General features: G+C 67.2%; 17 protein-coding genes. 7 read left to right on the top strand and 10 right to left on the bottom strand.

Annotated elements, in window-relative coordinates; genetic code table 11:
* Nucleotides 1-56: 56 nt before the first annotated feature.
* The 5 genes from E0702_RS04470 to ytfE all read right to left on the bottom strand — a co-directional run bounded on the left by E0702_RS04470 (nt 57) and on the right by ytfE (nt 4,101).
* Nucleotides 57-797, bottom strand: coding sequence for an anaerobic ribonucleoside-triphosphate reductase activating protein (locus tag E0702_RS04470; protein WP_132041765.1), 741 nt, complete (start codon nt 795-797; stop codon nt 57-59).
* A 5-nt stretch (nt 798-802) separates the two neighbouring features.
* Nucleotides 803-1,726: a U32 family peptidase gene (locus E0702_RS04465; RefSeq protein ID WP_132041764.1), complete on the bottom strand. Its 924-nt coding sequence runs from the start codon at nt 1,724-1,726 to the stop codon at nt 803-805.
* A 9-nt stretch (nt 1,727-1,735) separates the two neighbouring features.
* A complete protein-coding gene (gene ubiU / locus E0702_RS04460; RefSeq protein ID WP_132041763.1) occupies nt 1,736-2,731 on the bottom strand; it encodes a ubiquinone anaerobic biosynthesis protein UbiU in 996 nt (331 codons plus the stop codon).
* 68 nt (nt 2,732-2,799) lie between these two features.
* Entirely contained in the window at nt 2,800-3,420 is a 621-nt protein-coding gene (locus E0702_RS04455; protein WP_132041762.1) for a hemerythrin domain-containing protein, read from the bottom strand.
* Between the two features lie 24 nt (nt 3,421-3,444).
* Nucleotides 3,445-4,101, bottom strand: a complete 657-nt coding sequence (gene ytfE, locus E0702_RS04450) for an iron-sulfur cluster repair protein YtfE (RefSeq protein WP_132041761.1) — start codon at nt 4,099-4,101, stop codon at nt 3,445-3,447.
* Between the two features lie 181 nt (nt 4,102-4,282).
* On the opposite strand from ytfE, the gene norR reads away from it, so the two are divergent.
* Complete coding sequence (gene norR / locus E0702_RS04445; protein ID WP_132041760.1) at nt 4,283-5,809, top strand: nitric oxide reductase transcriptional regulator NorR; 1,527 nt, start codon at nt 4,283-4,285, stop codon at nt 5,807-5,809.
* A 3-nt stretch (nt 5,810-5,812) separates the two neighbouring features.
* Here the strand turns inward: norR and E0702_RS04440 are convergent, their stop codons facing one another.
* From E0702_RS04440 to E0702_RS04425, 4 genes are read right to left on the bottom strand one after another with little or no spacing between them, the layout of a single operon-like run.
* Nucleotides 5,813-8,017 (bottom strand): heavy metal translocating P-type ATPase, encoded by a 2,205-nt coding sequence (locus E0702_RS04440; protein ID WP_240721665.1) that lies wholly within the window; start codon nt 8,015-8,017, stop codon nt 5,813-5,815.
* Nucleotides 8,018-8,025: 8 nt separating this feature from the next.
* Nucleotides 8,026-8,610 (bottom strand): c-type cytochrome, encoded by a 585-nt coding sequence (locus E0702_RS04435; RefSeq protein ID WP_132041759.1) that lies wholly within the window; start codon nt 8,608-8,610, stop codon nt 8,026-8,028.
* Nucleotides 8,607-9,227, bottom strand: coding sequence for a cbb3-type cytochrome c oxidase subunit II (locus E0702_RS04430; RefSeq protein WP_132041758.1), 621 nt, complete (start codon nt 9,225-9,227; stop codon nt 8,607-8,609). Before E0702_RS04430 ends, E0702_RS04435 begins: the two co-directional genes overlap by 4 nt.
* The gene (locus E0702_RS04425; RefSeq protein WP_132041757.1) at nt 9,224-10,858 is read right to left on the bottom strand and encodes a cbb3-type cytochrome c oxidase subunit I; all 1,635 of its coding nucleotides are present in this window, start codon (nt 10,856-10,858) and stop codon (nt 9,224-9,226) included. The genes E0702_RS04430 and E0702_RS04425 overlap by 4 nt, the downstream gene beginning before the upstream one ends.
* A gap of 170 nt (nt 10,859-11,028) precedes the next feature.
* Between E0702_RS04425 and E0702_RS04420 the strand changes: the two genes are divergently transcribed.
* Nucleotides 11,029-11,868 carry a LysR family transcriptional regulator gene (locus E0702_RS04420; RefSeq protein WP_132041756.1) on the top strand — a complete coding sequence of 280 codons (840 nt, stop codon included), beginning with the start codon at nt 11,029-11,031 and terminating at the stop codon, nt 11,866-11,868.
* Between the two features lie 114 nt (nt 11,869-11,982).
* Here the strand turns inward: E0702_RS04420 and E0702_RS04415 are convergent, their stop codons facing one another.
* A complete protein-coding gene (locus tag E0702_RS04415) occupies nt 11,983-13,179 on the bottom strand; it encodes a trans-sulfuration enzyme family protein (protein ID WP_132041755.1) in 1,197 nt (398 codons plus the stop codon).
* Nucleotides 13,180-13,397: 218 nt separating this feature from the next.
* On the opposite strand from E0702_RS04415, the gene E0702_RS04410 reads away from it, so the two are divergent.
* The 5 genes from E0702_RS04410 (at nt 13,398) to E0702_RS04390 (ending at nt 19,710) form a co-directional block, all read left to right on the top strand.
* Nucleotides 13,398-14,015 carry a TetR/AcrR family transcriptional regulator gene (locus E0702_RS04410; RefSeq protein ID WP_132041754.1) on the top strand — a complete coding sequence of 206 codons (618 nt, stop codon included), beginning with the start codon at nt 13,398-13,400 and terminating at the stop codon, nt 14,013-14,015.
* Nucleotides 14,012-15,394 (top strand): efflux RND transporter periplasmic adaptor subunit, encoded by a 1,383-nt coding sequence (locus E0702_RS04405; RefSeq protein ID WP_132041753.1) that lies wholly within the window; start codon nt 14,012-14,014, stop codon nt 15,392-15,394. Before E0702_RS04410 ends, E0702_RS04405 begins: the two co-directional genes overlap by 4 nt.
* A complete protein-coding gene (locus E0702_RS04400; protein ID WP_132041752.1) occupies nt 15,391-18,519 on the top strand; it encodes an efflux RND transporter permease subunit in 3,129 nt (1,042 codons plus the stop codon). Before E0702_RS04405 ends, E0702_RS04400 begins: the two co-directional genes overlap by 4 nt.
* 109 nt (nt 18,520-18,628) lie before the next feature.
* A complete protein-coding gene (locus E0702_RS04395) occupies nt 18,629-18,976 on the top strand; it encodes a hexameric tyrosine-coordinated heme protein (protein ID WP_205741877.1) in 348 nt (115 codons plus the stop codon).
* 26 nt (nt 18,977-19,002) lie between these two features.
* Nucleotides 19,003-19,710 carry a succinate dehydrogenase iron-sulfur subunit gene (locus E0702_RS04390; RefSeq protein ID WP_132041751.1) on the top strand — a complete coding sequence of 236 codons (708 nt, stop codon included), beginning with the start codon at nt 19,003-19,005 and terminating at the stop codon, nt 19,708-19,710.
* The last annotated feature ends 1 nt before the right edge of the window (nt 19,711 follow it).

Here is a 19,711-nt window from a genome sequence, read left to right as displayed (position 1 = left end):
GCACCCTCCACCACCCCGGGTCACGAGAGTGACCCGGGGTGGTGCGTTTGGGGGCGTCAGCCGCGTAGCTCGACCCGTTCGAAATGAGGGCGCAGCCGCCTGACCAAGGTTTCCAGCGCCTCGCGGGGCGGGGCATCCTCCACCGCACCACGATAGGCCGGATCCAGGCAGCGTTCCAGGCGGGCGAGCTGGATGGCGTAGCGACGCACCCCGCAGTCGGCCAGGGTCATGGCCAGCTGCTCGAGGGCATCGAGGCTGAAGTCGCGCCAGTGCAGCGTGGTGCGGCACTCGAAGGGCCCCCCGGCCTCCAGCAGCAGCGCCAGGCTGAGCGCGTGCCGGCGCCAGATACCCGCTCGACCTGCGATGCGGTCGAAGTCGGCCCCGCGCCCCTTGGTATCCAGGGCCACCCAGTCGAGATGCGGCAGCAGCCGTTCCAGGCGCTCGGGGTAGGCGCCGGCGGTGTGCAGCCCCACCGCCAGCCCCAGTGCCCGGCAGGCCTCGGCGGCGGCGGGCAGGTCCGGGTGCAGGGTGGGTTCGCCACCGCTGAATACCACGCCATCGAGATCGCCGACCCGGGTGGCCAGCAGCCCCTCGATGGCATCCCACTCCCCCGCGGCGGCTCGCCGTGCCGGCCCCATGCTGCTCGCCGTCTCGCAGTAGCCACACTGCAGGGGACACCCCTGCAGGTAGACCACCGCCGCCCGGCGCCCCGGGAAGGCGTGGTCATCGCGCGCCTCGAAACCCGCGATGGGTAGCCGAACAGGGGCCTGCGGGGCGGGCGCCAGGGGGATCTGCATGGTGCCTACCCGAGACCGGCGGCCCGGCTGTGATCCATGCCGGGGCGGGCGTGCCAGTAGCCGTCGCAGATCTCGGCGTCGACCAGGCTGAGCGGGTCGGGAGCAGGCAGTTCACCCCGGCGCGCGGCATCGAAGGCCGTGACCACCTCTGCCATGCCCTTCGGGCGTGGGCTCAGGCGTGCCACGCCGATACCCATCTCGGCCATGCCCGATACCTCGTGGCGCAGGTCCTGACAGGCTCCGGAGAGGGTCTGGATGCCGTTGAGGGTAAACACCTGATGGGACGCCTCTTGAGTGCGCAGTGCCAACCCCTCGGGGTGTTTCTGGCAGACGAACTGGCAGCGGTCCTTGGGCTTCTGGTAGCGCCGTGCCGTGAAGCAGCGCGACGACCAGGCCAGCGGCAGATGGCCATAGGCGAACACCTCACAAGGGGCGTCGAGGCCCTGCTGGCGGCAGTCGTCGAGCAGCCGGGCCAGGTCGTCCCGGGACATCTCCACCGGGGCCTGCCAGCGCCGCATGCCGGCGCGGGAGAGTACCGCCAGGGTCGCGGGGTTGTAGAGGTTGAGGGCGGCGCCGGCCACGAAGGGCCGGTTCGCCGCCGACAGGCGTTGCAGGGCACTCTGGTCGTTGGCCTCGACCAGGAACTCGCCGTTGTCGCACAGCTTGCGCAGATCGCGCAGGTCGGCCTCGGACTCGATCAGGGTCTGGCTCGAGAGCACCACCTGCTTGCCGCTCTGGGCGAGTTCACGGCCTATGCCTAGCCAGTCGTCGAGCTTCATGTCGCGGCGCCGCGAGCAGACCGACTCACCGAGATGAACGATCTCCACCGGCCAGTCGGCGGCCTCGCGATAGAAGTCGGCATAGTGCTCGCGGGTCCAGTAGAAGAGCACCGGGCCGAGCGACAGCTGAAGCGTGGGGGTAGCGGGCATGGGGCTCTCCTATTTCCAGCGGCGCTCGTAGGCGCCCAGAGTGGTCGTGCTGCCTTCCGAGACCTCGCCCAGACCGGTCATCCAGGCGGGCTCGGTGTGGAAGCGTCCCGGGGCTCGTGCCAGGCGATCCAGGGCCTGACGCCAGATGCCGGCCACCTTCGAGACATAGGCCGGGCTGCGCTGGCGCCCCTCGATCTTCACCGCGGCGATACCGAGCTCCGCAAGCTCCGGCAGCAGCTCCAGGGTGTTGAGGCTGGTGGGTTCCTCGATGGCGTGATAGGTCTCGCCCTCTACCTCGAAGCGCCCCTTGCACAGGGTGGGGTAGCCGGCGTTCTCGCCTTCGCCGTAGCGGTCGATCAGCACGCCGTTCAAGCGCGACTCGAGGCCCCCCGGTGTCTCCTCCCAGCGTACATGGGCCGCCGGGGAGCAGACGCCGCGGGTGTTGGGTGACTCGCCGGTCAGGTAGGAGGAGAGATAGCAGCGCCCCTCGGCCATGATGCACAGGCTGCCGAAGGCGAATACCTCGAGCTCCACCGGGCTCTGCTTCGCCAGGTCGCGTACCTGGGTCATGGAGAGCACCCGGGGCAGCACGGCGCGCTTGATGCCGAACTGGTCGTGGTAGAAGCGCAGCGCCTCATGACTGGTGGCCGAGCCCTGCACCGAGAGGTGGCGGGCGAGATTCGGGTGGCGGCGGGCGGCATAGTCGAGCAGCCCCATGTCGGCCATGATCAGGGCGTCGACGCCGAGATCCGCGGCCTGGTCCACGGCACGGGTCCACATCGCCCAGCCGTCCGGCTGCGGATAGGTATTGATGGCGCAGAAGACCCGCTTGCCGCGGGCGTGGGCGTAGTCGATGCCCTCCCTGGCACGCTTGTCGGTGAAGTTGAGGCCGGCGAACTGGCGGGCGTTGGTGGTGTTCTGAAAGCCGAAATAGACGGCATCGGCCCCTTCATCCACGGCGCGCTTGAGGGCGGGCAGGTTGCCGGCGGGGCAGACGAGCTCCATGGTGAGCCTCCTGTGGTGGGAATTCCGACCATGCTAGTCGACTATCCCGCGCGGCCTTTTGACTCGGATCATAAGGAGGCGTAGTCGGGTCTGGCGTCGCAGAGCGGGCAGAAGTCGGCCTGCTCGCCGTGCCCCAGGCGCAGGCCGGTGTGATGGTCGGCGATCTGGCGGTAGAGCCGCTGGAAGCCGGTGCTGCCCTCTGCTGGGCTTGCCAGGGAGAGGTGGGGTACCAGGCTGTCGAGCTCAGCGGCAGGGATGCAGCGCTCGATCAGCGGATAGACGTGCCGCTCCTCGCTGTAGAGGTGGTGGCGGTAGAGCTCGCTGAAGGCGAGGGCGAGGTTGAGTCGGTTGAGATCGAGCTCGGCCTGAGGGGCATCGCTGGCCTGGCGATGGAAGGTCGTCTCGAGCTCCTTGCCGTTACGGGAGATCCGCCGGTGCTCCTCGGTAAGCACGGCAAGCAGCTCGGCGCTCTGCGTATCGCAGCCGGCCAGGCGCGCGAAGAGGGCATCCTCGACCGGATGGTGCCACTCCTCGGGCTGATGGGTCAGGTAGTGGCAGAGCCCGGCCAACAGGCGGTAGTCGGGGATCTCGTCGCAGGTGGCGATATGCAGCTGGCGGTCAAGGATGCACAGCAGTGCTGCATAGCGCCGATGGTCGGCATGCAGGCGTTCCAAAATGATGGCTTTCATGGTGGCCTCCCGGGTGCGGCCGGTCTAGCCGGCCCGTTCGAAGAGCAGGTTGTTCTCCAGGTGGATGTGCTGCATCAGGTCGTCGCGGAACTCCCGAAGACCGGTGTAGAGGGCGCGCCAGGTGGTACAGGCCCCCCGGGGTGGGGTGATGTCGTCGGTCAGCGCGGCCAGCTGCTCCAGGTGCTCGCCGTGGTCATCGTGCTCATGACGCATCACCGCGATAGGGCCCTGGGCCTGGGCGGCCATGCCTCGACGCAGCATCGGGAAGAGGATCTGTTCCTCCTTCTGCATATGGCTCTCCATCTCCTGGTGGAGGGTGGTGAGCAGGTCGGCCAGGCCGTTGGGGCAGGTGTCTCGCTCGCCATGGACCTGTTCGACGCGACGGGCCATGCGCACAAGCTCGGGCAGTTGCTGGCGATGGACATCGTGGTAGCGGGTCAGGATATGCTCGACCAGCTCGTCGTTGCTGGCCGACTGCCAGTCGCGTGCGTCGCTTTCGCCGGCGGGCAGCGCCTCGAGCTCGCTCACCAGCGCCTCGGGTGCCAGGCCGATACGTTCGGCGGCCTCGCGCAGGCTGATGCGGCCGCCGCAGCAGAAGTCGATATTGTGGTCGCGAAACACCCGCGTGGCGCCGGGCAGGGTCAGGGCGGTGCGGCCGACGGTCTGTTCGATCAGGCTCATGGGAGAAGCTCCTGGGGCAGATGGGAAAGGGTAAAAGGGAAATAGAGCTGATTGGCATTTCTTATCAAGCAAACCTCGTGCCAGATTCCAGAGGCCGCTGCCATGGGGTTGTTGAAGTGGCAGTGGTGAAAAGTACCCGGGTCGATTAGGGTTGTTTAAACCCGTTGAGGTAATTATCACCATGCTTGACGACACCCTGCTGGCCGACCTGGTCGCCGACCTGCCCAGTGCGGTGCGCCTGCAGCGTCTGGTGCGCACCCTGCGCGAGAGCTTTCGATGCGGTGCCGTCTGCCTGCTGCGCCTGGAGGAGGGCTGCCTGGTGCCGCTGGCGCTGGACGGTCTGGTACGAGAGGCCCTGGGACGGCGCTTCGAGGTGGCCCAGCATCCCCGGCTGGCCACCATCCTCGCCAGTCGCTCTACCACCCTCTTTCTCCCCGATGCCAACCTTCCGGACCCCTATGATGGCCTGGTGGAGCAGCAGCCCGGCCAGCCCCTGCATGTCCACGACTGCATGGGCATCAGTCTGCATGTGGAGGGCGAGCCCTGGGGAGCACTGACCCTGGATGCACTGGAGGCGGGGACCTTCGATGCCGTCGACTGTGCCGCCCTGGAGCGCTATGCGCTGCTGATCGAGGCCGCGGTAAGGGTCAGTCGTCTGGAGCGCGATCTGCGCGCCCTGCGCATGGCTCAGCAGGAGAGTGGTCTGCCGCTGGCGGCCCCCGAGGCTCGGGATATCCTCGGGCATAGTGAGGTGCTTCAGCGGCTGCTGCGTGAACTCGATGTCGTGGCGAGAGCGGATCTGTCGGTACTGCTCAGTGGCGAGACCGGAGTCGGCAAGGAACTGTTTGCCCGTCGCCTGCATCGCCGCTCGGCACGACACGCCGCACCGCTGGTGCAGGTGAACTGTGCGGCGCTGCCCGAATCACTGGCCGAGAGTGAGCTCTTCGGCCATGTGAAGGGAGCCTTCTCCGGCGCCAGCGCCGAGCGCGCCGGCCGCTTCGAGGCGGCCGACGGCGGTACCCTGTTTCTCGACGAAGTGGGCGAGCTGCCGCTGGCGGTGCAGGCCAAGCTGCTGCGCGCGATTCAGGAAGGCGAAGTTCAGCGGCTGGGCGAGGATCTACCGAGGCGTGTCGATGTGCGCATCATCGCCGCCACCAACCGTCAGCTGGCCGAGGCGGTGCGTGCCGGCAGCTTTCGCGCCGACCTCTATCACCGCCTGTCGGTCTATCCGGTGGCCATTCCGCCGCTGCGCGAGCGGGGCAGCGATGTGTTGGTGCTGGCCGGCCACTTCCTGGAGATCAACCGCACTCGGCTCGGGGTGCGCAGCCTGCGCCTCTCCCCGCAGGCGGAGGAGCGGCTGCTGGCCTATGCCTGGCCGGGTAACGTGCGTGAACTGGAGCATGTGATCAGCCGCGCGTCGATCAAGGCCTTGAGCCACGGGGCACGACGCGACGAGATCATTACCCTGGAGCCGGCCTGGCTCGACCTGCCTCTCCCCGAGGGGAGGGGCGATAGCGTGCCGCAAGGATCGGAGAGCCCGGCGCCGATCGGCGCATCGAGCCTGCGCGAACGGGTGGAGATGAGCCAGCGTCGAGCGATTCGCGAGGCTCTGGACGCCTGTGAGGGTCGCTGGGCGGCGGCGGCGCGCCGCCTGGAGCTGGATCCCAGCAACCTGCACAAGCTGGCCAGGCGGCTGGGGATGAAGTAGGTGTTAGCCGTCCGGCGGCGGGTGCCCCTTGCGTATGCGCAGGCTGTTGGCGAGCACGCACAGACTGCTGAGCGTCATTGCCACGGCGGCGATCACCGGAGCGATCCAGCCGGCGACGGCCAGCGGGATCGCCAGGGTGTTGTAACCGATCGCCCAGCCCAGGTTGCCGCGCATCAGGCGGCGCGCACGCCGGGCCAGGCGCAGGGTATCGGGAATGCGCGTCAGGCCATCCGGCAGCGTCACCGCGGCGGCCTGGCTGGCCGTCGTGGTGGCCGCCCCCACGGCGATACCCAGGCGAGCGCCGGCCAGCGCCAGCCCGTCGTTGACGCCATCACCGATAAAGGCGACGCCCGAACGGCGCTCCAGCGCCGTGACGAAGTCTGACTTCTGCTCGGGTGAGTGGCCCGTCAGTACGCGCTCCGGCGGGATGCCCAGGGTCGCGGCAACTTCCCCGCAGGCCTGGGGAGTATCGCCGCTGAGCAGGTAGATGGGGTAGCCGTCGGCCTGAAGGCGTCGCACCGTGGCCGGCGCCTCGGGGCGCAACGTCTCCCGGAACAGCAGACGCCCCAGGTAGCGGCCGTCCCGTGCCAGGTGGAGCACCATGCCATTGTCTTCACAGGCGGGTACCGCGACGCCTCGCTCGCACAGCCAGCCGCGTCGTCCCGCCAGCGTCAGCGTTGCCCCTCGGTACCAGGTGACGCCAGCACCGGGATGGACCTCGCGCCGCCCCTGGTCGGCGTCCGGCGATGAGAAGGCACTGGCCTCGAGTCCCTTGGCGATCGGATGGGCGACGCCGTGCAGGGCATCGACCGCCAGCTGCGTCAGTGCCATCGAAGATATCGTGCCGGCCGGCTCCACCGACGCCAGGGAGGGTGTGCCGGTGGTCAGGGTCCCCGTCTTGTCGAAGACGACGACCTCGGTCGCCGCGGCGGCCTCCAGGGCGGCAGGGTCGCGAAACAGGATGCCCAGCGTCACCAGGCGGGCGTGGCCCAGCACTACCACCAGCGGAATCGCCAGGCTAAGCGCACAGGGGCAGGCGATGATCAGCACCGCCAGGCCGTCGACGACGAGTTGGTCGAGTGGCTGCCCCTGTGCAATACCTAGCCCTACGGCCAGGGTTGCGGCCACGAATATCAGCGGCAGCAACCATCGGGCAAGGCGGTCGGCGAGGTGCTGCATGGCGCTCTTGCGACTGAGCAGGGCGCGAACCGAACGCGCGATGGCGTCGAGCCGGCGCGCGCCGACCCCGGCAGTGACGCATAGCTCCAGGTCACCGGTGAGCAGCCGGCAGCCCGCCTCCAGCCGATCGTTCTGGCCGACGGGGCGCGGTGCGGTTTCGCCGCTGAGCGGCGAGAGGTCCATCTCGCCTGTGCCCGCCACCACGCGGCCATCTAGCGCCAGCTCCTCGCCGGCCTGCAGACGCAGGCGCTGGCCGACCGTGACTTGGCCAGTCGCCATCGGCCGCCAGCCACCACCCTGCCAGATTTTCACCTCTTCCGGTGTCAAGCTCAGGTAGCCGCGAATGATCGCCGAGGCGCGCCGACGCACCCCGCTGTCGATCAGGCGTGCCAGCAGCTGGAAGGTGATCAGCATCACCGCGGCGTCGAAGTAGACATCCGCAGAGCCGTGCAGCAGGTGCCAGATCGAGACCAGACTGGCCGCCATCACCGCCGTGCCGATCAGGGTGTCGAGACCGGGCGCGCCGGCCCGCAGGGTGCGCCAGCCGACGCGGTAAAAATGGCTGCCCGAATAGAGAATCACCGGCGTGGCAAGCACCCCGGCGGCGATGGCCAGGGGCCAGGTGACGCCGGGTTCCACCAGGCCCAGGGGAGCGAGATAGATCAGCAGCGACGGCATCATGCTCCACATACCGAAGAAGATGGCGACCGCCAGTCGCCACTGCAGCGAACGCCGCACGGGATCGATATCGTCGTCTGCCTCTGCGTTGGCGTCAGGGTCGCACAACCGATAGCCGAGCCTGGCCACGACGCGCTGCAGTCGAACAAAGGAGGTCGTGGCTGACTCCCAACGCAGCACGGCGGAGTCGGCAGTGAAGTTGACGGCCGCCTCGATCACGCCGGGCTGGCGGCGTAGTCGCGCCTCTACGGCAGCCGCACAGGCGGCACAGTGCATCCCTTCGACCGTCAGCACTCGTTCGATCACGGTGAGTGGTGCGTCATTCGCCATGCCAGTGGGCGAGTTCGACATGACACTGCTCATTCGGGGAGTGAAAAGCGCTCACCGAGCGTCTCTACGCTCCAGGCGTCGTGGTCGCCGTAGCGCTCCCGGTGCTCCTTCACCAGCGCCGGCTCGATCGCCGCGGCGTCGTTGTCCCAGGCGCCGCGGACATAGCTCAGCACCGCGGCCAGCTCCTCGGCGGAGAGCTTGTCGCCGAAGGCCGGCATGTTGCCCTGGTACTCCTCGCCGTCCACCGTGATCGGTCCGCTCAGGCCATCGTTGACGATCGCTATCGGCAGGCTGGGGTCGCTCAGCAGCCAGCGGCTGCCGACCAGCGGGGGAAAGGTGCCGGCCACACCCTGGCCGGTCGGTTGATGGCAGGCGACACAGTGGGTGGTGAAAAGCTTCTCGCCGTTCACACCACTACTGGCTGGCTCCTGCACCACGGCGGTGCGGCTGTCACCGCCCGTCAGCGGGGCACCGATGTTCCAGGTGTAGTAGCCGACGCCCCACAGCAGGAGCACGCCGATCCACAGCACTATCAGGCGTGGAACCGGACGCTGCCCCTCGCTGGGCTCGGGGTTTTCGCGCCGCTGGGCGCGCTGCGTATCACGAGAACTCATTGGCCTTCTCCTTGCGCCTGGCTCGTCTCCGCCTGGGGCAGAGTCGAGGCGGGATAGGTGCGGTCCAGGGCCAGCAGGTAGGAGGTCAGCTCCAGCGCCTCGCGCGTCGCCACCACGGTGCCCGACTCGGGACCGTAGGGCTCGGGAATCTTGACCACATGGTCTCCCTCGGCGGGGGTATCGACCACCCGGAACAGGAAGCGGTAGGCGGGCATGATGCTGTCCTCGACCACCGCGCGTGGGTTGTAGAGGTGCAGCAGGTGCCAGTCCACGCTTGGCTGGCGCGCCCCGATATTGAACAGGTCGGGCCCGGTACGCATGGTGCCCATCAGGTGGGGTTGGTCGAAGGTGTAGTCGCCGGGCACCGAGGGCCGTCCCCAGCCGCGCTCGCCGTCGGCGCTGGAGAAGCCGGGGTCGCGGGGCTGCTGGCTGTGGCAGTAGACGCAGCCGTTGGCGATGTAGAGATCCCGGCCGCGCTGCTGAGCCGTGGTGTAGGGCTCGAGCTGTTCGGGGACGGCCTCCGAAGAGAGCTGAATATAGGGCATGGCCACCAGGGTGAGCATGGCCAGCAGCAGGATGAGTGCCGCCCCGACCATGATCGCTAAGGCACGCTTCATTGCTGGGCCTCCACGCTGCTGTGCTTGTGCTGGCGCTCACCGGCGCGGAACAGCGTCGGCTGGCGCCGGTCCTTGCCGCGACGGGTCAGCATGGCCACGAAGTGTACGGCGAATATCAGGTGACCCAGGGCCATCATGGTGCCGCCCAGGGTGCGCGCCTCCAGGTAGGGCAGGGTGAGGCGCACGATGTCCATGAATGGCGTGTCGGCGTCGAGCAGCGCCAGGCCCTGTAGCCAGCCGCCGACGGAGAGCGCCACGACGTAGATCAGGATGCCGATCGAGACCAGCCAGAAGTGCAGGGTGATGAGGGGCCGCCAGGGCCACTCCCAGTTCAGCAGGCGGGGCATGATGAAGTAGATGGCGCCGAACAGGATCATGCTGAGGAAGGCGTACATCCCCAGGTGAGCGTGACCCACGGTGTAGTGGGTGAAGTGGGTGATGACATTGACGCTACGTAGCGCCTCCATGGAGCCCTGCAGCGACGAGACGGTGTACATCAGCGCTCCGATCCAGACGAAGCGCAGGGTGGGCGAGCGCCGCAGCATGCCGAAGTGGCCCCACATGGTGCCGTGGTGGTTGATGGCGACGGTGATCACTGGTATCGACATCATCACGCTGTGCACGATGGAGAGTGTGACCAGCCAGGTCGGCACCGGCCCGCCCACCAGATGATGGATGCCCACCTGGCTGTAGAACAGCGCCAGCGACCAGAAGCCGATCAGCGACAGCTGATAGGAGATGATCGGCCGGCCCAGGATCTTGGGAATCATGTAGTAGGCGATGCCGACCCCGATGGGGGTCACCCAGAGCCCCAGCACGTTATGGGCGAACCACCAGTTGACGGTGGCACCGGAGGCGCCGGGGAAGAGGCCGGGCAGGTTGGCCAGCAGGAAGAGGATGGGAAACCATACCAGAGCGGCCAGCAGGTACCAGCTGGTGACATAGAGGTGCGAGACACGCCGATTGGCGGCCGTCAGCACCAGAGGAATGGCACACAGGCCGCCGCCGATCACGAACAGGATGTCGACCTGCCAGGGGAATTCCAGCCACTCCTCTCCGTCGGAAAGCCCCAGGTTGATCGCCACCAGACCCAGAATCATGCCGAGGTTCCAGAGGCCGGCCCCCGACAAGGCGTATCTGCCGCCCACCAGTGCCGTCTTGAACAGTCGCGGAATCAAAAAGATCGCGACCCCGACGCCGGCCATGGACGCCCAGCCGTAGGCAACGGCATTGAGGTGCATGGGGCGAACCCGACCGAAGGTGAGCCATTCGCTGTCGGCCAGCAGCTCGGGCCAATGGAACTTCCCGGAGGTCAGCAGGCCGTAGGCGGAGCCCACCAGGAGCCAGAAGACCGCCGAACCCAGCCAGGCGAGTGCTGCCTGGCGGGATGACTGGTCGGCAACTTCACGAGTCTGGAGCTCCTCGTGGCTGATGTCGGCATCGGCCTGGTCCGACCCTGCGTCGCTGGCGGGGTCCTCGCCGTGCCCCTCCTCGCCCTCGAGGAAGATGGTGCGGGCGGCGAGGCGGCCGTGACCGAACTGATTGGTGGCGATGGACCAGATCAGCAGGAGCAGGCCCGCTGCCGACACCACAAACGTGATGATAAGCAGGATAGCAATGGTGGGGGTCATGGAGTGCCTTCGATACTGTCCGGCCCTGCCGCCGCCTTGCATGGGCCGGGCAGGGCTGGTTTTTGTCAGGGGGAGGCGGTGCGTCACCCCCTCAATCTAGAGCGATCATATGTTGATGTATAATGAATAGTTTGCCGGTTTTTCATCAAAGATATTGATCCAGGGGGCGTATGGATATCGAGCTTGCCAGGACATTCCTGGGAATCCTGCGCTACGGCAGCTTCAGTGAGGCGGCCGAGTCGCTGCATGTCACGCAGACCACGGTCACCATGCGGATGCGCAAGCTGGAAGAGCGTTTCGGTTGCCGGTTGCTGGAGCGCAATCGCGGTGGAGTGGCGATGACCGCCGATGGCGAGCGCTTTGCCGAGCATGCCGCACGACTGGTGCAGGTATGGGAGGCCGCGCAGCGCGAACTGCCCCTGCCCCAGGGCATTCGGCGAGTGCTCTCGCTGGGAGGCGAAACCAGCCTGTGGGACCCGCTGCTGACAGGCTGGCTGAATGCCCTGCGGGAGTCACAGCCTCAACTGGCGGTACGCATCGAGGTGGGTGCCCGCCGCGAGCTTCAGGAGAAGCTCACCCAAGGCATGCTGGATGCGGCTCTGGTGCATCAGGTGGACTACTGGCCCAGCATGCAGGTTGAACTCCTTCAGGAGGAGAAGTTGGTGTTGGTGCGCACGCCGGGAGCCGATGCCACCAGCCCCTATCTTTACGTGGACTGGGGAGAGCCTTTCCGTCGTGAGCATGATGCGGCTCTACCTCAGTTTGCCAGCCCGGTGATCGAGGTAAATCTGGGACCGCTGGCCCTGCACTACCTGCTCAGCCATTCGGGAATGGGCTACTTCCGGCTGGGCGTCGTTCAACCCTACCTCGACCAGGGAGTACTCGAACGAGCCCCTGGCATGCCGGAGTTTTCCTACCCCGTCTATCTGCTCCATCCGCGCGAGCGCAGGCCGGCGGGACTCGATGACGCTCTCACGCTTCTGTATCGACAAGTGGGTAGGGTGGAATGACGGGCGACCGATGTAGGATGTCGCCAGTCGCCATCGTGATGGCGAAGTATCCCGGAAAGAGCCCTGCCTCGGCGCGGTCGAGCAGCATGGCACTGCGCCTGAGCAGGGCCGGCATCAGCTCCCCGGCTCCGGGTCCAGCGCCTGGTGCAGGTCGGCAAGCAGGTCCTCGACATCCTCCAGGCCGACAGAGAGGCGCAGCATGCCGTCGCTGATGCCGCGTCGTGTGCGCTCCTCGGCCGAGAGGTCCGCATGGGAGGTGGTACAGGGCTGGGTCACCAGGCTCTCGGCACCCCCGAGGCTCGGGGCCAGGGCGAAGAGTGTCAGCCGGTCGGCCACGGCGGTGGCCGCATCGCGCCCGCCGGCAATCTCCAGGGTGAGCATGCCGCCGAAACCACGCATCTGTCGCCTTGCCAGCGAATGCCCGGGGTGTGAGGGCAGGCCGGGATAGAGCACCCGGTCGATGGCGGGATGATCCAGCAGTGCCTCGGCGATGGCCTGGGCGGAAGCCTCATGGCGCTGCATGCGCAGCGGCAGGGTACGCAGGCTTCTCGACAGCAGCGAGGCTATCTGGGGGGAAAGGGCGCTGCCCAGGTTCTGACGCCATCGCCACATCGGCTCGAGCAGTCTGGCCGGCCCCATGGCGGCACCGGCGGTCAGGTCGCTGTGCCCGCCCAGGTACTTGGTGGCGCTGTGCACCACGATATCGGCGCCCAGCGCCAGCGGCTGCTGGTTGATGGGGGTAGCGAAGGTGGCATCCACCGCCACCAGAGCGCCGTGGAGGTGGGCCTGCTCGGCCACCGCCGCGATATCGATCAGTTGCAGCGTCGGATTGGTCGGTGTTTCCAGGTAGATCAGCCCCGTACCCGACGCCAGCAGACGTTCCAGCGTATCGGGGTCATGCCCTTCCGGCATGACGTGCGTCTCGATGCCCAGTTCGGGAAGCTGCTGCTCGAGCAGGCCCAGGGTGCCACCATACACCTCGCCCAGGCAGACGATGCCGCGCCGACCATGACTCAGGAACAGGGTGCTGATGGCGGCCATGCCGGATGAGAAGGCCCATGCCGCCTCGGCTCCCTCCAGCGCGGCCAGTGTCTCCTCCAGGGCAAAGAGAGTGGGGTTGAGGCCATAGCGGGAGTAGAGAGGGCCGCGGCGGCGGCCTTCGGTCACCTCCAGCAGCGCGGCGGTGTCCGGATAGGCGAAGGTGGTGGTGTCGTAGATCGGCATGTGCGGGCTGCCGAAGGCATCACGCTGCCGTTGGCCATGGATGGCCCGGGTGGCGGGCCCGAGGTGGGACGAGCGAGTCTGTGGCATCCTGATTCTCCGACGAGTCTTTCCTGAATCTAGCCCTGTTTTCCCATGCTATCCATTTGCTTTCAATAAGTTAGGTTTGTTTTGAAAGGCAGGATCCATGGGATTCAGTGACTTTCCCGCATAAATTGACCGTGGTCAGAGGTGTGACAACGAGGCCTGGCAGAGCGACAGGCGATCGCTTAAGTTAGTAATCGATTACTATCTTTGGAGGCTCCAACATGCCTCAACGTCAGCACCTCCCCGCCGACGAGCGACGGGAGCGCACCGTGGAAGCGGTGATCGAGCTATGCGGCCATGAGGAGCCCGCCACCCTGACGACCGGGTGCATCGCTCGGCACATGGGCGTGACCCAGGGGGCCCTGTTTCGCCACTTTCCCAACAAGGAGGCGATCTGGGAGGCCGCCGTGGCCTGGATCGCCGAGCGGGTCATGGCACGGGTCGCCGCCGCTGCCGAGGGCATCGAGGACCCCCTGGCGGCCCTCGAGGCAATGTTTCTGGCTCATGTGGCCTTTATCGGTGAGCACCCCGGGGTTCCGCGACTGCTGATGAGTCAGTTGCAGTACCCACGGCCTACCGCTGCCAGACGCCTGGTGCGTGGCCTGATGGAGCGCTATCGCTCTCGCCTGCTGCACCTGCTCGAGAAGGCCAGGCGGCAGGGTCAGCTGCGCCCCGGGCTCGATCTGGACGCCGCGGCTGGCCAGTTTATCGGCTGCGTCCAGGGGCTGGTGTTGCAGTCGCTGATCGCCGATGACGTGGCCGGTATCGTCGATCGAGCACCGGCGGCCTTCGATCTCTATCGACACGGCATTCGCGCCGAGGCGGGAGGTGGTGCATGAGGTCCTGGGTACGGCGTTTGGGAAGGGGGTTGACGGTGCTGATCGGCGTCGTCTTGGGAGTGGCGCTGCTGATGTTCTTCGTGGCCAATCGCCAGGCTCCCGAGCGCCAGGAAATGGCGGTATCCGCCACCCCGGTCAGGACCATCGAGGTCCGGCCCCTGGAGTTTCGCCTGGAGGCACGTGGCCACGGCGTGGCGCGGCCCGCCGAGATTTGGCAGGCGGTTGCCAACGTGGCGGGGCGCGTGGTGGAGCGACACCCTGGGCTCGCGAGCGGTACCCTGCTGCCCAAGGGCACGCTGCTGGTGGCGCTGGATCCCAGTCGCTATGAGCTGGCCATCGCCGAGGCGGAGGCGGAGCTTTCACGCCTGGACGGCGAGCTGTCGCAGATCGAGGCCGAGGAGAAGAACACCAGCCGCCTGCTGGCGCTGGAGCAGCAGGCGCTTGCCCTGGCCGAGCAGGAGCTGTCGCGCATCGAGCGTCTGGCAGCCAGCGGCTCGGTCTCCACCTCGCGGCGTGACGAGCAGCGGCGCAGCACCGTGGGGCAGCGTCGGGCGGTGGCCTCACTGGAGAACACGCTGGCGCTGATGCCCGCCCGGCGCGAGGTGCTCCGGGCCCAGCGTGAGCGGGCCGAGGTGCGCCTGGCCCAGGCCCGGGAGGACCTGTCGGATACCCGCTTCGAGGCGCCCTATGATCTGCGCCTGAGCGACGTCGAGGTGGAACGGCACCAGTTCGTGGCCAGTGGGCAGCGACTGTTCCAGGCCGAGAGCCTGGCCGCCGCCGAGGTGGAGGCGCATATTCCCATCGGCATGATGCGGCGTCTGCTGGGCGCGGTTCTGCCCGACGAGCCCTTCGGCCAGGGGTTGGATCTGGGCGAGCGGCTGGATTTCTCGGCGGTCGATGCCGAGCTGCTTCTGGTCGGTGCCGAGGGAGTCGGTTGGTCGGGCGAGCTGGTGCGAGTGGCCAGCGGGCTGGACCCCGCCACTCGCACGGTGCGTGCCGTGGTGCGGGTCGATCACCCCTACCGAGGTGCCCGACCGCCGGATCGCCCACCGCTGCAGCGCGATATGTACGTAAGGGTGCGGCTCTCGGCAACCAGCCAGGCGCCACGGCTGGCGATACCGGCCGGTGCGGTGCACCGGGGCGAGGTGTGGCTGGTGGATGACGAGGCGCACCTCGAGCGGCGGGTGGTGAGCGTGGCCTTCGAGCAGGGGGATCTGGCGGTGATCTCGACCGGCCTGGCTCCCGGCGAGAGGGTGGTGGTCGATGACCTCTCCACGGCGATCGCCGGGATGGCCGTTGTTGGGCAGCGTGACCGGAACCTGGAGGCGCGGATTGCCGGCCAGGCGCTGGGTGAAGAGCATGAGGAAGCGCAGCCATGATCCGCTGGTTTGCCGCTCACCCCACCGCCGCCAATCTGCTGCTGGTGCTGCTGCTCGCCGCCGGGCTCTTTACGGCCCCAACGCTCAAGCGAGAGACCTTTCCCGATTATCGCCCGGTGGAGGTGAGCGTCGAGGTGGTCTACCGCGGAGCCAGCGCGGCCGATGTGGAGGATGCCGTGTGCCGGCGCCTGCATGAGGCGGTCAAGGGGGTGGAGTACCTCGACGAGTTCGTCTGCGTGGCCCAGGACAACCTGGCCAGTGCCACCGCCACCATGCAGGCCGGCGGCGATTCCCTGCGTTTTCTCGGCGAGATCGACACCGAGGTCGGGGCCATCAGCGAGTTCCCGGTCCGGGCCGACCCGCCGGTGGTGCGCGAGCTGCACCGCAGCGATCTGGTGGCGGCAGTCGCGGTCTCTTCCGATATGCCGGCCTCACAGCTCGAGGAGTACGCCCTGCGCCTGGAGGAGCGCATCATGGCCCTGCCGGGGGTGGCCAAGGTGGCGATTCACGGGATGTCCCAGCGCCAGTGGCAGGTGGAGGTGCCCGGCGAGGTGCTGGGGCAGCATGGACTCTCGGCCCGCGACCTGGCGCGTCGGGTCTCCGCCCAGAGCCTGGATCTGCCGCTGGGCACCCTGGTTACCCCAGAGCGCGATATCCTGCTGCGCTTTACCGACCAGCGCCGCTCGCTGCGTGAGCTGGAGAGCCTGGTGGTGGTCTCCGACCCGGCCGGCGGTGAGCTGACGCTGGGCGATATCGCCACCCTTACCGAAACCGGTGAGCGCGATGAGGAGAAGATTGTCTTCAACGGCGAGCCGTCGCTGGTGCTGGAGGTAAGCAAGAGCCTGCGCGATGATGCCCTGACGGTAAAGGAGCAGCTTGAGGCGCTGATCGAAGCGGAGCGTCGCCGCTTCGAGGGTGGCGTAACGCTGACCCTGACTCAGGACATGACGGGCATCGTCCGCGATCGCCTGCAGATGCTGGTGGCCAACGGCCTGATGGGGCTTGCGCTGGTGGTGCTGGTGATGAGCCTGTTCTTTCGGCCACGCCTGGCGCTGTGGGCGGTGCTGGGGTTGCCCGCCGCCTTCATGGGTGCCTTCCTGGTGATGGGACTCAGCGGGCTCACCCTGAACATGATCACCCTGGTGGGGCTGCTGATGGCGATCGGTATCGTCATGGACGACGCCATCGTTATCACCGACAGCATCGCCGCCCACGTGGGGGAGAGTGCCTCGCCGCTGGCAGCGGTGGTCTCGGGGACTCGCCAGGTGCTGCCCGGGGTGCTGTCGTCGTTTCTGACCACCGCCTCGGTCTTCGTTCCGCTCTCCTTCCTGGCCGGCGAGATGGGCGCGGTGCTCGAGGTGCTGCCGGTGGTGTTGATCGCCGCCCTGGCGGCGAGCCTGGTCGAGGCGTTCTGGATTCTGCCTCATCACCTCAAGGGGAGCGTAACGCATCTGCAGCAGGGCCATGATTCTCGCTTTCGCCGCGCCTTCGATCGCGGCTTCGAGCGCTTTCGCGAGGGCGTGGGAGGGCTGGCCGACCGGGCGATCCGTTTCCGCCATGGGGTGCTCGGCGCGATGTTTGCCGTGATTCTGGGGTCGGTCGGCTTCATGGCCGGTGGTCATCTTGGCAGCGAGGCGATGCCCGATATCGACGGCGACGTGCTGGAGGCGCGTATCCTGATGCCCCAGGGCACGCCGCTCGAGCGCACCGAGGCGGTGGCCGAGCGGGTGGCAGCGGCCATGAAGGAGCTCGATGCCCGCTATTCGCCCGAGCAGCCGGAAGGCGCGGCGCTGGTCGAGGCGATGCAGGTGCGCTTCAACCATAACCTCAGCGCGCGTGAGGCAGGCCCCCATGTGGCGACGGTGAGCGTCGATCTGCTGACCGCCGAGACACGCTCGGTGACGCTGGACACCCTGACAGCGGAGTGGCGCAAGGCGATCGGCGAGATCGCGGGGGTGCAGCGCCTGATCATCCAGGAGCCGGGCTTCGGCCCCGCCGGGGTGCCGATAGAGGTGCGCCTTGCCGGCGAGGATCTCGAGGCCATGAAGGCGGCGGCGCTGGAGCTGGCCGCGCATCTCGAGGGCTACTCGGCGGTCTACAACGTCATGGATGATCAGCGTCTGGGCAAGCCCCAGCGCGCCTACTCCATGGCGCCCGGGGCTCATGGCCTGGGGTTGACCGCCGAGGAGGTGGCCAGCCAGCTGCGCGCGGCCCTGCTCGGCGAGATCGCCGATACCCAGCGTATCGGCGAACAGGAGATAGAGGTGCTGGTGCGCCAGGCCGAGGCCGACCGCGATGGCCTCGATGACCTGGCCGACCAGACCCTGCTGCTGCCCGGCGGCAGCCGGGTGCCCCTCTCGGTGGTGACCGATGTGGCCGAGCGCCGCGAGTGGGCGCGCATCACCCGTATCGATGGTCGGCGTACGGTCACCGTGGAGGCCAATGTCGATGCCCGCCGGGCCAGCGCCCAGGCGATCGTCGACGACCTGGTGAATAGTGGCTGGCTGGCCGACTTCGAGGCGTGCCACCCCGAGGTAGCCGTCACCTTCGAGGGGCAGGTGGCCAGCTCCGCGGAGACCGGCGGCTCCATCGCGCGTGGCCTGCTGATCGGCCTGGTGGGAATCTTCGTGATCCTCTCCTTCCAGTTCCGCAGCTATATGGAGCCGCTGATCGTCATGCTCTCCATTCCGCTAGCCTTTATCGGGGCCATCTGGGGGCATGTGCTGATGGGTTACTACCTCTCCATGCCCTCGCTGATCGGTGCCGCCTCGCTGGCCGGAATCGTGGTCAACAATGCCATCCTGCTGATCCACTTCATCAAGACGCACCGCGAGCGCGGCCTGGACGCGGTGGCGGCCGCCGGCCAGGCCAGCCGCGATCGGCTGCGTGCCATCCTGATCTCCTCCACGACCACCATCGCCGGCCTGGCGCCGCTGCTGGCCGAGACCAGCACCCAGGCGGATGCCATCAAGCCGCTGGTGGTCGCCGTGGTGTTCGGTCTGCTCAGTGCGACCCTGCTGGTGCTGCTGGTGATTCCGGCACTCTATGTGCTGCTCGACGACTGGGGCTGGACCCGCGGAGGGGCGAATCAGGGGGTGACCCAGGAGGTAAGCGAAACAGGGTGACGCGCCCGCGTGATTGCCTTGACGGTCGCGTATCCTCGACTAGCTTTAAAGATGTATCTTTGTAGAATCTTTTTTGGCTAACGTGCCAGTGGTCAAACAGGAGACCAGCATGCGCACTTTCCATCACGCACGACGCTCAGGAATCCGTTCCGCCGCTGTGCTGTTGCTGGCGACACTGCTGGTGATGGGCGGCGCTGCCGCCGCGGATAGCCACGAGACGATGTCGGGCGGCGACACCTGGCTGCCGAGCCTGATCACCGAGACGCCTCAGCAGGGCTTTGCCCTGGCGGTAACCCTCTCCCAGAAGGGCGTGGCAACTACCCAGCCGGATGCCGAGGTGCGCAGGGCCGAGCGACCCGAGTATGCCGAGGAGGCGGATAGCCTGATCGCGGTCTCCCACGTCATCGCCACCCACTTCCAGACCGTTGCCGCGGCCAACGATTACTGGCGGGAGTAAATACGTCCCGCCAGGGGAGAGCGACCATGCTCAGTGTGCGTCTCTATCGCTATCACCCGGAGCAGGATGCGCTGCCGAGAATGGAAACTCGCGAGGTGGATGAGCGCTTCCGCAAGACCATGGTGCTCGACGTGCTCGAGGAGCTGAAGCAGCAGGACGCTACCCTGACCTATCGGCGCTCCTGTCGGGAGGGGGTGTGCGGCTCCGATGGCATGAACATCAACGGCAAGAATGGCCTGGCCTGCATCACGTCGGTGGAGGAGGTGCTGGGCAGGGGGGATACCCTGATCCTGCGTCCGCTTCCCGGAATGCCGGTGATTCGTGACCTGGTCGTCGACCAGACACTGTTCTTCCGCCAGTTCGAGAAGATCCGCCCCTGGCTGATCAACGATACGCCGCCGACCGCCCGGGAGCGCCTGCAGAGCCCCGAAGAGCGCGAGAAGCTAGATGGCCTCTATGAATGCATCCTGTGTGCCTGCTGCAGTTCGGCCTGTCCCTCCTGGTGGTGGAATCCGGACAAGTATATCGGCCCGGCTGGCCTGATTCAGGCCTATCGCTTCCTGATCGACAGCCGTGATACCGCCACCGAGGAGCGCCTGGCCGAACTCGACGATCCCTTCAGCGTGTTTCGCTGCCGACAGATCGCCAATTGCACCTGGGTGTGTCCCAAGGGACTCAATCCGATGCGCGCCATCGGTCATATCAAGGCGATGCTGATGACCCGTGGCAGTTGAT

It is taken from the genome of Halomonas marinisediminis (genome assembly GCF_004347715.1).
Taxonomy (GTDB): Bacteria; Pseudomonadota; Gammaproteobacteria; order Pseudomonadales; family Halomonadaceae; genus Halomonas; species Halomonas icarae.
This window is presented reverse-complemented; position numbering and strand designations above follow the sequence as displayed.

Excerpts from the sequence above, each read along its gene's own strand:
- E0702_RS04470 (WP_132041765.1), bottom strand. The coding sequence starts at position 797 with ATGCAGATCCCCCTGGCGCCCGCCCCGCAGGCCCCTGTTCGGCTACCC.
- E0702_RS04465 (WP_132041764.1), bottom strand. The coding sequence starts at position 1,726 with ATGCCCGCTACCCCCACGCTTCAGCTGTCGCTCGGCCCGGTGCTCTTC.
- ubiU (WP_132041763.1), bottom strand. The coding sequence starts at position 2,731 with ATGGAGCTCGTCTGCCCCGCCGGCAACCTGCCCGCCCTCAAGCGCGCC.
- E0702_RS04455 (WP_132041762.1), bottom strand. The coding sequence starts at position 3,420 with ATGAAAGCCATCATTTTGGAACGCCTGCATGCCGACCATCGGCGCTAT.
- ytfE (WP_132041761.1), bottom strand. The coding sequence starts at position 4,101 with ATGAGCCTGATCGAACAGACCGTCGGCCGCACCGCCCTGACCCTGCCC.
- norR (WP_132041760.1), top strand. The coding sequence starts at position 4,283 with ATGCTTGACGACACCCTGCTGGCCGACCTGGTCGCCGACCTGCCCAGT.
- E0702_RS04440 (WP_240721665.1), bottom strand. The coding sequence starts at position 8,017 with ATGTCGAACTCGCCCACTGGCATGGCGAATGACGCACCACTCACCGTG.
- E0702_RS04435 (WP_132041759.1), bottom strand. The coding sequence starts at position 8,610 with ATGAGTTCTCGTGATACGCAGCGCGCCCAGCGGCGCGAAAACCCCGAG.
- E0702_RS04430 (WP_132041758.1), bottom strand. The coding sequence starts at position 9,227 with ATGAAGCGTGCCTTAGCGATCATGGTCGGGGCGGCACTCATCCTGCTG.
- E0702_RS04425 (WP_132041757.1), bottom strand. The coding sequence starts at position 10,858 with ATGACCCCCACCATTGCTATCCTGCTTATCATCACGTTTGTGGTGTCG.
- E0702_RS04420 (WP_132041756.1), top strand. The coding sequence starts at position 11,029 with ATGGATATCGAGCTTGCCAGGACATTCCTGGGAATCCTGCGCTACGGC.
- E0702_RS04415 (WP_132041755.1), bottom strand. The coding sequence starts at position 13,179 with ATGCCACAGACTCGCTCGTCCCACCTCGGGCCCGCCACCCGGGCCATC.
- E0702_RS04410 (WP_132041754.1), top strand. The coding sequence starts at position 13,398 with ATGCCTCAACGTCAGCACCTCCCCGCCGACGAGCGACGGGAGCGCACC.
- E0702_RS04405 (WP_132041753.1), top strand. The coding sequence starts at position 14,012 with ATGAGGTCCTGGGTACGGCGTTTGGGAAGGGGGTTGACGGTGCTGATC.
- E0702_RS04400 (WP_132041752.1), top strand. The coding sequence starts at position 15,391 with ATGATCCGCTGGTTTGCCGCTCACCCCACCGCCGCCAATCTGCTGCTG.
- E0702_RS04395 (WP_205741877.1), top strand. The coding sequence starts at position 18,629 with ATGCGCACTTTCCATCACGCACGACGCTCAGGAATCCGTTCCGCCGCT.
- E0702_RS04390 (WP_132041751.1), top strand. The coding sequence starts at position 19,003 with ATGCTCAGTGTGCGTCTCTATCGCTATCACCCGGAGCAGGATGCGCTG.